Source organism: Microbacterium sp. 5K110, assembly GCF_005774735.1.
In the GTDB taxonomy this organism is placed as follows: domain Bacteria; phylum Actinomycetota; class Actinomycetes; order Actinomycetales; family Microbacteriaceae; genus Microbacterium.
In genome coordinates this window covers 1-14868 of record NZ_VBUM01000087.1, presented here as the reverse complement: position 1 = coordinate 14868, position 14868 = coordinate 1, and the positions used below count along the sequence as shown (strand labels likewise).

At 69.3% G+C, this 14868-nt stretch carries 13 protein-coding genes; 1 reads left to right on the top strand and 12 read right to left on the bottom strand.

The window, feature by feature from the left end; all coding sequences use genetic code 11:
- Nucleotides 1-154: 154 nt before the first annotated feature.
- From FE256_RS15120 to FE256_RS15110, 3 genes are read right to left on the bottom strand one after another with little or no spacing between them, the layout of a single operon-like run.
- Nucleotides 155-1261, bottom strand: coding sequence for a branched-chain amino acid aminotransferase (locus tag FE256_RS15120; RefSeq protein ID WP_138177307.1), 1107 nt, complete (start codon nucleotides 1259-1261; stop codon nucleotides 155-157).
- A 60-nt stretch (nucleotides 1262-1321) separates the two neighbouring features.
- Nucleotides 1322-2374 carry a 3-isopropylmalate dehydrogenase gene (locus tag FE256_RS15115; RefSeq protein ID WP_138177305.1) on the bottom strand — a complete coding sequence of 351 codons (1053 nt, stop codon included), beginning with the start codon at nucleotides 2372-2374 and terminating at the stop codon, nucleotides 1322-1324.
- Between the two features lie 25 nt (nucleotides 2375-2399).
- Nucleotides 2400-3938 (bottom strand): MFS transporter, encoded by a 1539-nt coding sequence (locus tag FE256_RS15110; protein ID WP_138177303.1) that lies wholly within the window; start codon nucleotides 3936-3938, stop codon nucleotides 2400-2402.
- A gap of 79 nt (nucleotides 3939-4017) precedes the next feature.
- Between FE256_RS15110 and FE256_RS15105 the strand changes: the two genes are divergently transcribed.
- Nucleotides 4018-4560, top strand: coding sequence for a TetR/AcrR family transcriptional regulator (locus FE256_RS15105; protein WP_138177301.1), 543 nt, complete (start codon nucleotides 4018-4020; stop codon nucleotides 4558-4560).
- Between the two features lie 194 nt (nucleotides 4561-4754).
- Here FE256_RS15105 and serA read toward each other — a convergent pair whose 3' ends face one another.
- The 9 genes from serA to FE256_RS15060 form a co-directional block, all read right to left on the bottom strand.
- The gene (serA, locus tag FE256_RS15100) at nucleotides 4755-6359 is read right to left on the bottom strand and encodes a phosphoglycerate dehydrogenase (protein WP_138177299.1); all 1605 of its coding nucleotides are present in this window, start codon (nucleotides 6357-6359) and stop codon (nucleotides 4755-4757) included.
- A gap of 207 nt (nucleotides 6360-6566) precedes the next feature.
- The gene (locus FE256_RS15095) at nucleotides 6567-6905 is read right to left on the bottom strand and encodes a bacitracin resistance protein (protein WP_138177297.1); all 339 of its coding nucleotides are present in this window, start codon (nucleotides 6903-6905) and stop codon (nucleotides 6567-6569) included.
- Nucleotides 6902-7483 carry an ABC-2 family transporter permease gene (locus tag FE256_RS15090; protein ID WP_138177295.1) on the bottom strand — a complete coding sequence of 194 codons (582 nt, stop codon included), beginning with the start codon at nucleotides 7481-7483 and terminating at the stop codon, nucleotides 6902-6904. The genes FE256_RS15095 and FE256_RS15090 overlap by 4 nt, the downstream gene beginning before the upstream one ends.
- A gap of 100 nt (nucleotides 7484-7583) precedes the next feature.
- A complete protein-coding gene (ilvC, locus tag FE256_RS15085; RefSeq protein ID WP_138177293.1) occupies nucleotides 7584-8609 on the bottom strand; it encodes a ketol-acid reductoisomerase in 1026 nt (341 codons plus the stop codon).
- Nucleotides 8610-8677: 68 nt separating this feature from the next.
- On the bottom strand, nucleotides 8678-9187 hold the full coding sequence (gene ilvN, locus FE256_RS15080; protein WP_138177291.1) for an acetolactate synthase small subunit: 510 nt from the start codon (nucleotides 9185-9187) through the stop codon (nucleotides 8678-8680).
- A gap of 1 nt (nucleotide 9188) precedes the next feature.
- Nucleotides 9189-10994, bottom strand: coding sequence for an acetolactate synthase large subunit (locus FE256_RS15075; protein ID WP_138177289.1), 1806 nt, complete (start codon nucleotides 10992-10994; stop codon nucleotides 9189-9191).
- Between the two features lie 43 nt (nucleotides 10995-11037).
- Nucleotides 11038-12759 carry a dihydroxy-acid dehydratase gene (ilvD, locus tag FE256_RS15070; protein WP_138177287.1) on the bottom strand — a complete coding sequence of 574 codons (1722 nt, stop codon included), beginning with the start codon at nucleotides 12757-12759 and terminating at the stop codon, nucleotides 11038-11040.
- A 9-nt stretch (nucleotides 12760-12768) separates the two neighbouring features.
- On the bottom strand, nucleotides 12769-13548 hold the full coding sequence (otsB, locus tag FE256_RS15065; RefSeq protein WP_138177285.1) for a trehalose-phosphatase: 780 nt from the start codon (nucleotides 13546-13548) through the stop codon (nucleotides 12769-12771).
- Nucleotides 13545-14868, bottom strand: a 1324-nt coding sequence (locus FE256_RS15060; RefSeq protein WP_138177283.1) for an alpha,alpha-trehalose-phosphate synthase (UDP-forming), incomplete at its 5' end; no start/stop codon positions are given. The genes otsB and FE256_RS15060, both read right to left, overlap by 4 nt.

The window sequence follows — 14868 nt, the reverse complement described above, 5'->3', positions numbered from 1 at the left end:
GATAAACGCTGTTCCTCGCGAGGAACGCCGCGACAGCGCGTGTCTCGACAGGAATGGCGTTTGTCGGCACGCCCACCGCCGCAGCCGCCCACCGCCGCCGGTGCAGCAACGACGAAGGGGCCCCCGTTCAGGGACCCCTTCGTGGTGGCGCGACTCAGGCGTCGAGGCGGTAGAGCCAGCCGTGCTTGTCTTCGGCGCGGCCGTACTGGATGTCGGTGAGTTCCTGACGAAGCTCCAGCGCGAGGGTGCCGGTGGGCTGCTCGTCGATGAAGTCGCGCCCCTTGAGCGTCCCGATCGGGGTGACGACCGCCGCCGTGCCGCACGCGAACACCTCGACGATGTCACCGGATGCCACACCCTCGCGCCACTCGGTCAGCGAGACGTTCCGCCCGACGACGTGGTGGCCGCGATCGCGAGCGAGCTGCAGGAGCGAGTCGCGCGTGATGCCCTCGAGGATCGAGTCCGACTGCGGAGTGACGATCGTGCCGTCCTTGTAGACGAACACGACGTTCATCCCGCCGAGCTCCTCGACGTTGCGGTCCTGGTCGAGGAACACCACCTGGTCGCACTCGTTCTCGTAGGCCTCGGACTGCGGCAACAGGCTCGCCGCGTAGTTCCCCCCGGTCTTCGCCGCACCGGTGCCGCCCTTGCCGGCGCGCGAGTAGTCCTCGCTGAGCCAGATCGAGACGGGCTGCACGCCGCCCTTGAAGTACGCGCCCGCCGGGCTCGCGATCACGTAGTAGGCCACCTTGTGCGCGGGACGCACGCCGAGGAAGGCCTCCTTCGCGAACATGAAGGGACGCAGGTAGAGGCTCTGGTCCTCGCCCGAGGGCACCCATGCCCCGTCGACCGCGATGAGCTCGCGCAGCGACTGCAGGAAGTACGGGACGGGCAGTTCGGGAAGCGCCAAGCGGCGGGCGGAGCGCTGCAGGCGCCGACCGTTCTGGTCGGGGCGGAACGTGTGCACCGAGCCGTCGGCGTGACGGTATGCCTTGATGCCCTCGAAGATCTCCTGCCCGTAGTGCAGCACAGCGGCCGCGGGGTCGAGCGAGATCGGACCGTAGGGCGAAACGCGCGGACGATGCCACCCGCCGCGGACCGACCAGCAGATGTCGACCATGTGGTCGGTGAAGTTCTGCCCGAAGCCGGGCGCGACCAGGATCTCGTCGCGCTGCGCGGCGTTCTTGGCCGCGAGGTTGCGGGTGACGGAGAACTCGAGGGGCTCGAGTCCGGTGTCCGGGTCGGTGTCGATGGTGGTCATGATCTGCGCTTTCAGACTGTTCGGGGGCGCGGGACGGCGGCGCGGCCGGATCGCTCCAGGTTACGCCCGGAGACGGTCGACGATGGCGTCGCCGATCTGCGCGGTGGTTCGGGGCGAGGCATCCCGGTCCGCGATGTCGGACTCGACCGCGTGGGTGACGCGGGCGGCCTCGTCGGTGAGCCCGAGATGATCGAGCAGCAGGGCGACGGAGAGGATCGCGGCCGTGGGATCGGCCTTCTGGGAGCCTGCGATGTCGGGCGCCGATCCGTGGACGGGCTCGAACATCGAGGGGAACGCGCCGTCGGGGTTGATGTTGCCCGATGCGGCGAGGCCGATGCCACCGGTGACGGCGCCGGCCAGGTCGGTCAGGATGTCGCCGAAGAGGTTGTCGGTGACGATCACGTCGAAGCGGCTCGGGTTCGTGACCAGGAAGATGGTGACCGCGTCGACGTGCAGGTAGTCTACGTCGACCCCGGGGAACTCGGATGCCACGTCGTCGACGATCCGCTTCCACATTCCGCCGGCGTGCACGAGCACGTTCGTCTTGTGCACCAGCGTGAGCTTCTTGCGCCGCCGCTCGGCGAGGGCGAAGGCGTACCGGACGACGCGCTCGACTCCATACGCGGTGTTCACCGACGTCTCGTTGGCGACTTCGTGGGCCGTGCCGCGCCGGATGGCGCCGCCGTTGCCGACGTACGGCCCCTCGGTGCCCTCGCGTACCACGACGAAGTCGATCGCACCGGGATCGGCGAGCGGGCTCGTCGCTCCGGGGTAGAGCTTCGACGGACGCAGGTTGACGTAGTGGTCGAGCTCGAACCGCAGCTTCAGCAGCAGGCCGCGCTCGATGTTGGCGTCTTTGAGTCGCGGATCGCCGGGCACTCCCCCGACGGCGCCGAGGAGGATCGCGTCGTGCGCGGCGATGGCGGCGAGATCGTCGTCGGTGAGCGTGTCACCGGTCTCGAGGTACCGGCCCGCGCCGAGCGAGAAGGAGGTCTTCTCGAAGGTGACGTCGGAGGCCGCGGTCACGGCGTCGAGCACCTTCTCGGCTTCCGCGACGACCTCGGGGCCGATGCCGTCACCGGGGATGACGGCCAGTTTCACGACGCGCGACATCGCACTCCTCAGCGCTCAGGGCGCGTCACTTCGTCGACGCGCCGCGGTTTCCTCCCAGGGTAGTGGCAGCGATGAGCGCGGCGATGACGATGAGACCCGCGCCGATCAGCGCGGTCACGACCACACCCGAGTCGAACGCGTGCGCCGCGGCCGTGCGCAAGGCCTCGGCGAGCGACGGGTCCTCGAGCGTCTCCGACACCGCGACAGCGCCCGCGAGCGTCTCGCGAGCCGCGTCCGCCGCCCCACCGGGGAGGCCCGCGGGGAGAACGAGCTGCGCGCGGTAGAACGCCGCGAGGATGCCGCCGAGCACGGCGGTGCCGAGCACGGCACCCAGCTCGTAGGCCGTCTCGGACACGGCGCTGGCCGCCCCGGCCTTGGCCGGCGGAGCGCTGGAGAGGATGAGCTCGTTCGAGACCGTCTCGGCCGCTCCGATGCCGATGCCGAGCAGACCGAAAGCGACGATCAGCAGAACCAGATCCGCGGTCGAGAACGCCACCATGACGTAGGCGACGACCGAGAAGCCCAGCGCTACGGGCACGACCGTTCGGGCCGGGAACCGCTGTGCCACCGGCACCACCGCCAGACCCGAGACGATCATGAGCACGAGTCCAGGCAGCAGCGCGAAGCCGGCCACCATCGGCGACAGACCGACCACGAGCTGCAGGTGCTGGGCGACGAAGTACAGGAAGCCCACGAGCCCGACGACGCTGAGGAGGTTGACCAGGATGGCGCCCGAGAATGTGCCGCGGCGGAACAGCGTCATGTCGAGCATGGGTGTCGCGAGGCGCCGCTGACGACGGACGAACAGCCCCCCGAAGACGATGCCGACGGCGAAGAGCACGGGCGCGAGCGAGAGCGGGCCGTCGACCGCGAGCTTCTTGATGCCGTACACGATCGGCACCATCGTCGCCAGCGACAGCAGCACGCTGACGGGGTCGAAGCGGCCGGGAGCGGGGTCGCGGCTCTCGGGCACGAAGAAGGGGGCGAGCACGAGCAGCGGGACCAGCACCGGCACGGCCATGAGGAAGACCGAGCCCCACGAGAAGTGCTCGAGGAGGAACCCTCCGACGATGGGGCCGAGGGCGGCACCCGCAGAGAAGCCGGACGCCCACACGGCGATCGCGAACCGACGCTGGTCGCGATCGCGGAAGATGCTGCGCAGGAGCGAGAGCGTGGAGGGCATCAGCATGGCACCGAACACGCCCATGAGCGCGCGGCCGGCGATGAGGGCGGCAGCGGTGGGGGCGAACGCCGACAGCGCCGACACCGCCGCGAAACCCGTGGCACCGATGAGGAGCATGCGCTTGCGCCCGAAACGGTCGCCGAGCGTGCCCATCGTCACGAGCAGACCGGCCAGGACCAACGGGTAGACGTCGATGATCCACAGCTGCTCGATGCTCGTGGGCTGCAGGTCGAGCGCGATCTCGGGGAGCGCGAAGCTCAGCACCGTGTTGTCGACCGAGACCAGCAGCACCGGGAGCATGAGCACGGCCAGCGCGAACCACCCGCGCCAGCCGGCGCGAGGGGCGTTGATCTCTTGAGTGGGCAACGACGAGGTGAGCATAGTTCCGTTCCTGATTCTTAACCGTCCGGCCGGTATAGTATCAGAAGGAACCGACATCCGCCCTTACGATCGAGGAGTCATGAGCCGCCCCCCTCTCGCCCGCGATGCCGTCCTGGACGCGTTCACCCAGATCCTCGTCGACGAGGGCGAACGCGCCGCGACGATGGATGCCACGGCTCGCGCCGCGGGCGTCTCCAAGGGCGGGTTGCTGTATCACTTCAATTCCAAGAGCGCGCTCGAAGAAGCACTGGTGCGTCGACTCGAGCTACTCGCCCAGCAGGACGTGGACGAGATCGAGAAGTCCGCCGAGGGCGTCGTCGCCGCCCACTTGCGCTCGTCACAGAACACCGGGTCACCCCTCGACGCGACGATCCTCGCCGTTTCCCGCTTGGCGCAGAACGGCAACGACGCGGCGTCGGCCTCGCTCCGGCGCGTTCGCGAACTGTGGGAAGCGAGCCTGCGCCCGCACACCCGTGACGAGACGGCCCTGCAGATGGTGCTGCTCGTCAGCGACGGCCTCTACTTCAACGCGGTGCTCGACCTCAACGCCGTGCCGGGGTCGACGCTCGAAGGCGCCGACCTCGACGCCCTCATCTCCGCTGTCCTCGCCGCGACCACCTGAACGCCAGCTCCTACCCGAACCACGATCCGCGCGCCACTCGCGTGCGTGCGCGCAGACTCAGCGATGCGCGCAAACTCACATCAGAGTGGCGCCGACCCGCTGAATTCGTGCACATCGCCGACCTCGCGACCCACCGCCGGCAACGACGAAGGGGGCCGCTTCCGCGACCCCCTCCCCGATTCTCCGATCGAGCGTCAGCTCTCGACGATCTCGATCTGACGGAACAGGTCGGCGTTGACGGCCTCGCGCATCGCATCGAGGATGCCATCGGGCACGGGCGAGTCGACCGTGAGCACCGACAGTGCTCGGCCGGTGGCATCCGGGGCCGCCACCTGCAGACCGGCGATGTTGATGCCCGCCTCCCCCAGCTTCTGGCCGTAGATCGCGACGATGCCGGGGCGGTCGGCGTAGCGCATGACGAGGTGGTGCCGCTCGATCGGCACCTCGATGTCGTACCCGTTGATCGCGACGACCTTGGGCACCATGCGGGTGCCCGCGAGCGTCCCGGCGACGGTGAGCGTCGAGCCGTCGGCGAGGGTGCCGCGTAGGATCGTGATGTTTCGGTACAGCGGGCTCTCGGCCTCGACGATCAGGCGGGTCTCGACCCCGCGCTGCTCGGCGAACAGCGGCGCGTTGACGTACGAAACGGTCTCGCTGACGATGCGGCTGAAGATGCCCTTCAGTGCGGCGAGGCGGTACACGCTCACGTCGTAGGCGGCGAGCTCGCCGCGCACCTCGATGTCGAGGCTGGAGAGCGCGCTGTCGGCAAGGCCGCTGAAGAACTGGCCGAGCATCTCGACGAGCGCGATACCGGGCCGCACGAACGGGTCGATGGCGCCGCCGGCGACGTTCACGGCATCCGGCACGAGATCGCCCTCGAGCGCGAGCTTGACCGAGCGTGCCACCGACACGCCCGCCTTCTCTTGCGCCTCTTCGGTGCTGGCACCGAGGTGGGGGGTGACGACGACGTTCGGCAGGTCGAGGAGCTTGCGGGCCGGACCGTCTTCGGCGGGGGGCTCGGTGGAGAAGACGTCGAGGCCGGCCCCGGCGATCTCACCCGAGGTGAGCGCGTCGTAGAGGGCGTCCTCGTCGATCAGGCCGCCACGGGCGACGTTGATGACGTAGGCGGTCTTCTTCATTCGGCGCAGCTGCTCGGCGCCGATCATGCCCGTGGTCTCGGGCGTCTTCGGCATGTGGATCGTGACGAAGTCGCTCTGCTCGAGCAGCTCGTCGAGCGAGACGAGCTGAACACCCAGCTGCTGCGCGCGCGTGGCGGTGACGTACGGGTCGTACGCGATCACGTGCATGTCGAACGCCTGCAGGCGGGCGGCGATCAACGCACCGATGCGGCCGAGGCCGATGATGCCGATGGTCTTCTCGAAGAGCTCGGTGCCGGTGAACGAGCTCCGCTTCCACAGTCCCTGCGCGAGCGAGGCGTGCGCGGCGGGAATGCGACGCGCAAGGCTCAGCACGTGCCCGACGGTGAGCTCGGCGGCCGAGATGATGTTCGACGTCGGCGCGTTGACCACCATGACACCGGCCGCGGTCGCGGACTTGATGTCGACGTTGTCGAGGCCGACACCCGCGCGGGCGACGACCTTGAGCGACGGGGCGGCGTCGATCGCCTCGGAGTCGATCTTGGTGGCCGACCGCACCAGCACCGCGTGCGCGTCGGCCAGAGCCGAGAGCAGCGCGGGGCGGTCGGTCCCGTCGACGTGGCGCACGTCGAAGTCGGGGCCGAGCGCGTCGATCGTGGCGGGAGAGAGTTCTTCGGCGATGAGCACGACGGGCTTCGTCACGGATGAGTCCTTCGAAACGGTGCACGGGACCGGCGCGCACCACCGCACACCACCGATGAGATCCGGGCGCGCGGCCCGTGCGGGCCGTCTGTCAGCCTAGCGCGGTCGCCGATGCGCCCCGGACACTGTGACGTGCCGCGGCATCCCCCGCCGTTCCGCGCGCGCCGAACCCGCACGCGCCGAACCGCACGCGCACGACCGGCCGCGTCAGCCGCCGTAGAGGCCGTACGACGTCGTGCCGTAACCCACGACCGCGAGCCAGAAGGCCGCAGACAGCGTCAGCCCCGCCAGCATCGCGAGCGAGAACTCCCCCGCGCGCCGACGTGCGCCGATCGCGAAAGCTACGCCGAAGGCCGCCAGCGGGAAGACGATCGGAAGGATGTAGACGAACCAGCCCAGACCGTTCAGTCCGAGGGGGCCGTTGACCTGGAGGATCAGCAGGTCGACCGAGCTCCAGACGACGAACGCGTAGAAGAGGCCGAAGATACCGGCGATCGCGACGACGATCCACGTCGGAAGCAGGCGGGTACGCGGGACGGCGTTCATACGAGGGATCCCATCGACAGCAGCGGCCAGGGCACGAGGAGGACGACTCCCAGGATCAGCACGAGGAACCGCTGCCACGTGCGCCAGCCGCGCGTCAGCACGAGCGTCGCCACGAACCAGGTCGGCGGGGCCAGCGCGGCGCCGGCGGTGAGTGCGATGACGGTGACGTCGGGGATCGGGATGCCGAGGGCGAGGAGCTGGCGCCCGGCGAGCACCCACCCGATGGCGAAGAGCAGGAAGGTCGCCGCCACCATGCCGATGCCCACGAGCCCGGCGTTGCCGAGGGGCGTCGACGCGGCCGGCGCCGTCTCGGTCTCCTCCTGCGCGGGGGCCTGCGCCCGCGCCATCGTCGGGGCCGGATCGGGCGCCGAGGACGCCGCGGGCTGTCGCACGGCCGGATCGGTCGGGGCCTGCTCGGTCGGAGCCGCGGTGGGTGCGCCGTGCGTCGAGGCCGCCGCAGCGGGCTCCGCTCCGGCCGGCGTTCCCGGGTTGTCGGCCGGGGCACGATCGCCGACGTCGAGGGTCGGGTCGTCGTCACCGTCCCAAGAGAGGGCGTCGTCGTCGCGGGGAGTGCTCACCCGACCACGGTAGCGCCGGGCACCGACACAGCGAGGATGCCCCGCCGGTACGCCGAACGCCCCGGAACCGCGAGGGCTCCGGGGCGTTCGAGGACGCAAGTCAGCGCGCAGCGCTGCCTTCCGTGTAGTCGCTGTCCTGCTGCTTCCACGCGAACAGGCCGCGGAGCTCCCGGCCGGTCGCCTCGATCGGGTGACCCTGCTCCTTCTCGCGAAGGGCGAGGAACTCGGGGGCGCCGTTGTCCTGGTCGGCGATGAAGCGCTCGGCGAAGGCACCCGACTGGATGTCGGCGAGGACGGCCTTCATGTTCTCCTTGACCGACGGGTCGATGACGCGCGGGCCCGAGACGTAGTCGCCGTACTCGGCGGTGTCCGAGATCGACCAGCGCTGCTTGGCGATGCCGCCCTCCCACATGAGGTCGACGATGAGCTTCAGCTCGTGCAGCACCTCGAAGTAGGCGATCTCGGGCTGGTAGCCGGCCTCGGTGAGCGTCTCGAAGCCGTACTGCACGAGGTGGCTCATGCCACCGCAGAGCACGGACTGCTCGCCGAACAGGTCGGTCTCGGTCTCTTCGGTGAAGGTCGTCTTGATGACGCCGGCGCGCGTGCCGCCGATCGCCTTGGCGTACGACAGCGCGGTGTCCCAGGCCGAGCCCGAGGCGTCGCGCTCGACGGCGATGATGTCCGGGATGCCGCGGCCCGCGACGTACTCGCGACGCACCGTGTGGCCGGGGGCCTTGGGGGCGACGAGGATGACGTCGACGCCCTCGGGCGCATCGATGTAGCCGAAGCGGATGTTGAAGCCGTGCGCGAAGGCGAGCGTCTTGCCCTCGGTCAGCTTGTCCTTGATGGAGTCGGCGTAGATGGAGCGCTGGTGCTGGTCGGGCGCCAGGATCATGATGAGGTCGGCCCACTCGGCGGCGTCCGCGACGTTCTTGACCTCGAAGCCGTCCTCCTGCGCCTTGGCGGTGGACTTGGATCCATCCTTGAGCGCGATGACGACCTCGACGCCGGAGTCGCGGAGGTTCTGCGCGTGCGCGTGACCCTGCGAGCCGTAGCCGACGATCGCGACCTTCTTGCCCTGGATGATCGAGAGGTCGGCGTCGTCGTCGTAGAAGATCTCTGCCATGGGGATGCTTTCTCCTTGGATACAGGTCCCGCGACGGGGACCGGGGGTGTGTGGAAAGGGTGGGAGGGTCAGCCGCGCAGGACGCGTTCGGTGATGCTCTTGCCGCCGCGACCGACCGCGAGCAGGCCCGATTGGGCGAGCTCCTTCACGCCGAACGGCTCGATGGCCTTGAGGAAGGCCTCGACCTTGCCCTTGTCGCCCGTGATCTCGATCACCAGGGCGTCGGAGGCGTAGTCGACCACCGATGCGCGGAAGAGGTTCACGACCTCCAGCACGTTGGATCGGCTGGCGTTGTCGGCCCGGACCTTCACGAGCACGTGCTCGCGCTGCACCGAGCTGGCCGCGTCGAGCTCGACGATCTTGATGACGTTGATCAGCTTGTTCAGCTGCTTGGTCACCTGTTCGAGGGGCAGCCCCTCGACGTCGACCACGACCGTGATGCGCGAGAGGCCGGGAACCTCGGTCACACCCACGGCAAGCGACTCGATGTTGAAGCCGCGACGGGCGAAGAGACCGGCGACGCGGGTCAGCAGACCCGGCTTGTCCTCGACGAGGAGGCTGAGAACGTGCCTGGACATGTCAGTCCTCCTGCTCGGCGAAGGCGGGCGAGTGATCGCGTGCGTACTGGACGTAGCTGTTACTGACGCCCTGCGGAACCATCGGCCACACCATGGCGTCGGCGCTCACGACGAAGTCGATCACGACGGGGCGGTCGTTGGTGTCGAGTGCCAGCTGGATCGCGGCGTCGATCTCGTCTTCCTTCTCGACGCGGATCGCGAGGCATCCGTAAGCCTCTGCGAGCTTGACGAAGTCCGGGATGCGACGGGTGCCGTGACCGGTGTTCAGGTCGGTGTTCGAGTGGCGGCCGTCGAAGAACAGCGTCTGCCACTGGCGCACCATGCCGAGCGAGGAGTTGTTGATGATCGCGACCTTGATGGGGATGCCGTTGATGACGCAGGTCGCGAGCTCCTGGTTGGTCATCTGGAAGCAGCCGTCACCGTCGATCGCCCAGACCACGCGGTCGGGCTCGGCGACCTTGGCGCCCATGGCCGCCGGGACGGAGTATCCCATGGTGCCGGCACCGCCCGAGTTCAGCCACGCGTTGGGTCGCTCGTACTTGATGAACTGCGCGGCCCACATCTGGTGCTGGCCCACGCCCGCCGCGTAGATCGCCTCGGGTCCGGTCATCTCGCCGATGCGCTGGATCACGTGCTGGGGCGAGAGGAGGCCGTCGGTGGTCGGCGTGTACCCGAGCGGGAACTCCTCGCGCAGGCCGTTCAGGAACGACCACCACTCCGAGTAGTCCACCTCGGTCTCGGATGCCGCCTGGCGGAACGCCGCCTCCAGGTCGACCAGCACGTCCTTGAGGTCGCCCACGATCGGCACGTCCGCCGTGCGGATCTTGGAGATCTCGGCGGGGTCGATGTCGACGTGCACGACCTGCGCGTTCGGGGCGAACAGCGCAGCCTTGCCGGTGACGCGGTCGTCGAAACGTGCGCCGAGCGAGACGATGAGGTCGCTGTCCTGCAGCGCGAGGACCGCCGGCACCGTGCCGTGCATCCCGGGCATGCCGAGGTGCTGCTCGTGCGAGTCGGGGAACGCGCCGCGCGCCATGAGCGTGGTCACGAGCGGGGCGCCGGTCGCCTCGGCGAGGGCCTTGAGCTCAGCCGACGCCTTGGCGCGGATGACACCGCCACCGACGTAGAGGACCGGCTTCTTGGCCTGCGCGATGAGCTGTGCGGCCGCTTGGATCTGCTTGCCGTGCGCCTTGGTCACCGGGCGGTAGCCCGGCAGGTCGATCTTGGGCGGCCAGATGAACGGCGCCTCGTTCTGCTGCGCGTCCTTGGTGATGTCGACCAGGACCGGACCGGGTCGGCCCGTCGAGGCGATCTCGAAGGCCGCGGCGATCGCACCGGGGATCTCGTCGGCCGACTTCACCAGGAACGAGTGCTTGGTGATCGGCATCGTGATGCCGACGATGTCGGCTTCCTGAAAGGCATCCGTCCCCATGAGGGTCGAGAAGACCTGACCGGTGATGCAGACCAGCGGGACCGAGTCCATGTAGGCGTCGGCGATCGCGGTGACGAGGTTGGTCGCCCCGGGGCCCGACGTCGCGATGGCGACACCGGTCCGCCCGGAGGCGGCGGCGTAGCCCTCGGCCGCGTGGCCGGCGCCCTGCTCATGGCGCACGAGGATGTGGCGGACGTTCTCGTCGTCCATGAGCGGGTCGTACACGGGCATGATCGCCCCGCCCGGCAGACCGAACACGTCGGTGACGCCGAGCAGATCGAGCGAACGGACGACCGCCTGGGCGCCCGTGAGCACGGGCGCCGGGGCGGTGCGAGCGGGGGGCCGGGGAACGGCCGTGGCGGATTCGGCGGACATGGTGGTACCTCGGAACCGATGGAGGGTGAAAGGGGGACGGCCGTCAGCCCGTGACTGCGCCCTCCGCGGCGGAGTGCACGAGCTTGGAGTATTTGGCCAGAACGCCACGGGTATAGCGCGGGGGAAGCGGTTCCCAGCCCTCACGGCGGGAACTCAGCTCGGCGTCATCGACGATCAAGTCGAGAGTGCGAGCGGCGATATCGACCCGTATCAGATCACCATCGCGCACGAAGGCGATAGGACCTGCGTCCACCGCTTCGGGAGCTATGTGGCCGATGCAGAGGCCGGTTGTGCCGCCTGAGAATCGACCGTCCGTCAAGAGTAGTACATCTTTTCCGAGACCCGCGCCCTTGATCGCGGCCGTGATGGCCAGCATCTCGCGCATGCCGGGGCCGCCCTTGGGGCCCTCGTAGCGGATGACGACGACGTCGCCGGCGTGGATCTCGCCCGCCTCGAGCGCGTCCATGGCGGCGCGCTCGCGCTCGAACACCCGCGCGGGTCCCTCGAAGACGTTGCCGTCGAAGCCGGCGGACTTGACGACCGCACCCTCGGGAGCCATCGAGCCGTGCAGGATCGTGATGCCGCCCGTGGCGTGGATGGGGTTGTCGAACGAGTGGATGACGGTGCCGTCGATCGGGTCGGGGTCGAGGTCGGCGAGGTTCTCGGCGAGGGTCTTGCCCGTGACCGTGAGCGCGTCGCCGTGCAGCAGGCCCTCGTCGAGCATCGCCTTCATGATGACCGGGATGCCGCCCTGACGGTCGACGTCGTTCATGACGTACTTGCCGAACGGCTTCATGTCGGCCACGTGCGGCGTCTTGTCGCCGATGCGGTTGAAGTCGTGGAGCGTCAGCTCGACCTCGGCCTCGCGGGCGATCGCGAGCAGGTGGAGGACGACGTTCGTCGAACCACCGAGAGCCATGGCGAGAGCGATGGCGTTCTCGAACGCCTCCTTGGTGAGGATGTCGCGCGTCGTGATCCCCTGGCGCAGCAGGTTGACCACGGCCTCGCCCGAGCGATGGGCGAAGTAGTCGCGGCGACGGTCGGCCGAGGGCGGGGCGGCGGAGCCGGGGAGGCTGAGACCGAGCGCCTCGGCGACGGAGGCCATCGTGTTGGCGGTGTACATTCCGCCGCACGCGCCCTCACCGGGCGCGAACGAGCACTCGATGCGCTTGAGGTCGGCCTCGCTCATACGGCCCGCGAGGCACGCACCGACACCCTCGAAGGAGTCGATGATCGTGATCTCCTTCTCGGTGCCGTCCGAGAGCTTGACCCAGCCCGGCGCGATCGAGCCGGCGTAGAGGAAGACGCTCGAGAGGTCGAGACGGGCGGATGCCATGAGCATGCCCGGGATCGACTTGTCGCACCCGGCGAGAAGGACCGAGCCGTCCAGGCGCTCGGCCATCATGACGGTCTCGACGGAGTCGGCGATCACCTCGCGCGAGACGAGCGAGAAGTGCATGCCCTCGTGGCCCATCGAGATGCCGTCGGAGACGGAGATGGTGCCGAACTGCAGCGGGTATCCGCCACCGGAGTGCACGCCCTCTTTGGCGCCCTGGGCCAGACGGTCCAGGCTCAGGTTGCAGGGCGTGATCTCGTTCCAGCTGGACGCGATGCCGATCTGGGGCTTGTCCCAGTCATCGTCGCCCATGCCGACGCCGCGGAGCATTCCGCGCGACGTGGTGGCTTCGATGCCATCGGTGATGACGCGGCTGCGGGGCTTGATGTCGATCTCGCCGGCGGGGGTCGAATTGTGCGGTGCGGGCATTCTCGCAGTCTATTGCGCGTGGGCGACACGCTGATGCGCCACGGCCTCCAGAACGTCGACGAAAGCATCGATGTCGGCGACCTTCAGGTCGGCCGCGGTCTCTCCGGAACCGATGTGGATGCCGAGATCCCCCGCCAAGAGCGAGCGCAGGGCGTCTTCGTCGGTGACGTCGTCGCCCGCGAAGAGCACCGCCGTCGCCCCTACGCGCTCCCGCAGGCGCTCGACGGCGGAGTCCTTGCCCTCGTGGCGGAACGCGAACTCGAGGATGTCGTGGCCGGTGCGGCGACGCCACCGTGGCGCTTCCGTGCCGACGAGCGCGTCGGCGATCTCGCGCGCCTCCGCCGCGTCGGTGGCATCCGCTCGACGGGTGTGCACCCCGACACCGAACTCCTTCGGCTCGATCCAGACGCCGGTCGCGTGGGCGGTGCGTCGCTCCAGCTCGGCCTGGAGCCGGTCCCGGAGCGACAGGTGCTCGGCGTCGTCCGGCGCCGGCTCCTCGCCCGTGCCCGGAACCCAGTACTGCACGCCGTGGGACGCCGCCAGCCACACCGGAGAGTCGTCGTCGTGCTCCGCGATCTCGCGCAGGTGCCCGAGGGACCGCCCAGAGACGAGGGCGACCACGGTGTCGGGCGCGGCGGCGAGGGCATCGACCGCGGCCCGGGCGCGCGGCGTCATCCGCGCCGTCATCGGGTCGTCGACGAGCGGAGCGAGCGTGCCGTCGAAATCGAGCGCGACCAAGAGGACCGCCGTGGTGGACACGGCCTCGATCGCGGCGTCGGCGGCGGTCACGAGCCGGCCTCCTCGTCCACGGAGGCGGCCCGAGCGGCAACGGCCGCCGGGGCGCTCGATGTCCGGCCGTGGAAGGCCGAGAGCGCCTCCAAGAACTCGCGCGACCAATCCTCGACGTCGTGATCGCGCACGCGCCGGCGTAGCGCACGCATCCGACGCCCCTGCTCGGCGGCCGGCATGTCGATCGCGCGGATGATCGTGTCCTTGAGCCCGCCGATGTCGTGCGGGTTGATCAGCAGCGCGCTGCCCATCTCGTCTGCCGCGCCGGCGAACTCGCTCAGCACGAGCACGCCGCGGTTGTCGATCCGGCTGGCGACGTACTCCTTGGCCACGAGATTCATGCCGTCGCGCAGAGCCGTGACGAGCATGACGTCGGCGGCGAGGAAGAGCGCCACCATCTCTTCTCGCGGATACGACTGGTGCAGGTAGCGGATCGCGGTGTGCCCCATCGTGTCGTGATCGCCGTTGATGCGGCCGACCATCATCTCGATCTCGTCGCGCAACTGCACGTACGCCTCGACGCGCTCGCGGCTGGGGCTCGCGACCTGCACCAAAGTGGCGTCCTCGACGGTGGCGCGGCCGTCCTCGAGCAGTTCGCCCCACGCCTTCAGCCGGTGCCGGATGCCCTTGGTGTAGTCGAGGCGGTCCACGCCGAGCAGGATCTTCCTCGGATTGCCGAGGCCTTCGCGGATCTCCCGCGCGCGCTGCTGGATATCGGGGCGCTGCGCGAGCTCGATGTACGACTCGGCGTCGATCGAGATCGGGAACGCCTTCGCCAGAGCGACCCGGGTGCCGCCCTCGCCATCCGGTACAGAGATGCCGCTCGCCTTGGTGTCGTACCGCAACTGCCGCCGCACGGCGCGAGCGAAGTTGCCGGCGTCGGCCACACGCTGGAACCCGATGACGTCGGCACCGAGGAGGCCCTCGAGCACCTGCTTGCGCCACGGCAGCTGCGCGTAGAGGCCGTAGGCCGGGAACGGGATGTGATGGAAGTAGCCGATGGTGAGGTCGGGGCGCAGCTCGCGGAGCATCTTCGGCACGAGCTGCAGCTGATAGTCCTGCACCCAGACGGTACCGTTCTCGGCCGCGACGTCGGCGGCCGCTGCGGCGAAGCGCCGGTTGACGCGAACGTAGGCGTCCCACCAGGCGCGCTTGTACGTCGGGGCGGCGATGACGTCGTGGTACAGCGGCCAGATCGTGTCGTTCGAGAAACCCTCGTAGTAGTTCTGCACGTCCGCGGCGGAGAGCTCGATCGGGACGAGATGCGTCCCCTCGAAGTCGAACGGCTCGAGAGCGACGCCGGGCTGTCCCGCCCAGCCC

Excerpts from the sequence above, each read along its gene's own strand:
- ilvC (WP_138177293.1), bottom strand. The coding sequence starts at position 8,609 with ATGGCAGAGATCTTCTACGACGACGACGCCGACCTCTCGATCATCCAG.
- ilvD (WP_138177287.1), bottom strand. The coding sequence starts at position 12,759 with ATGCCCGCACCGCACAATTCGACCCCCGCCGGCGAGATCGACATCAAG.
- ilvN (WP_138177291.1), bottom strand. The coding sequence starts at position 9,187 with ATGTCCAGGCACGTTCTCAGCCTCCTCGTCGAGGACAAGCCGGGTCTG.
- FE256_RS15095 (WP_138177297.1), bottom strand. The coding sequence starts at position 6,905 with ATGAACGCCGTCCCGCGTACCCGCCTGCTTCCGACGTGGATCGTCGTC.
- FE256_RS15105 (WP_138177301.1), top strand. The coding sequence starts at position 4,018 with ATGAGCCGCCCCCCTCTCGCCCGCGATGCCGTCCTGGACGCGTTCACC.
- FE256_RS15120 (WP_138177307.1), bottom strand. The coding sequence starts at position 1,261 with ATGACCACCATCGACACCGACCCGGACACCGGACTCGAGCCCCTCGAG.
- FE256_RS15115 (WP_138177305.1), bottom strand. The coding sequence starts at position 2,374 with ATGTCGCGCGTCGTGAAACTGGCCGTCATCCCCGGTGACGGCATCGGC.
- FE256_RS15075 (WP_138177289.1), bottom strand. The coding sequence starts at position 10,994 with ATGTCCGCCGAATCCGCCACGGCCGTTCCCCGGCCCCCCGCTCGCACC.
- FE256_RS15110 (WP_138177303.1), bottom strand. The coding sequence starts at position 3,938 with ATGCTCACCTCGTCGTTGCCCACTCAAGAGATCAACGCCCCTCGCGCC.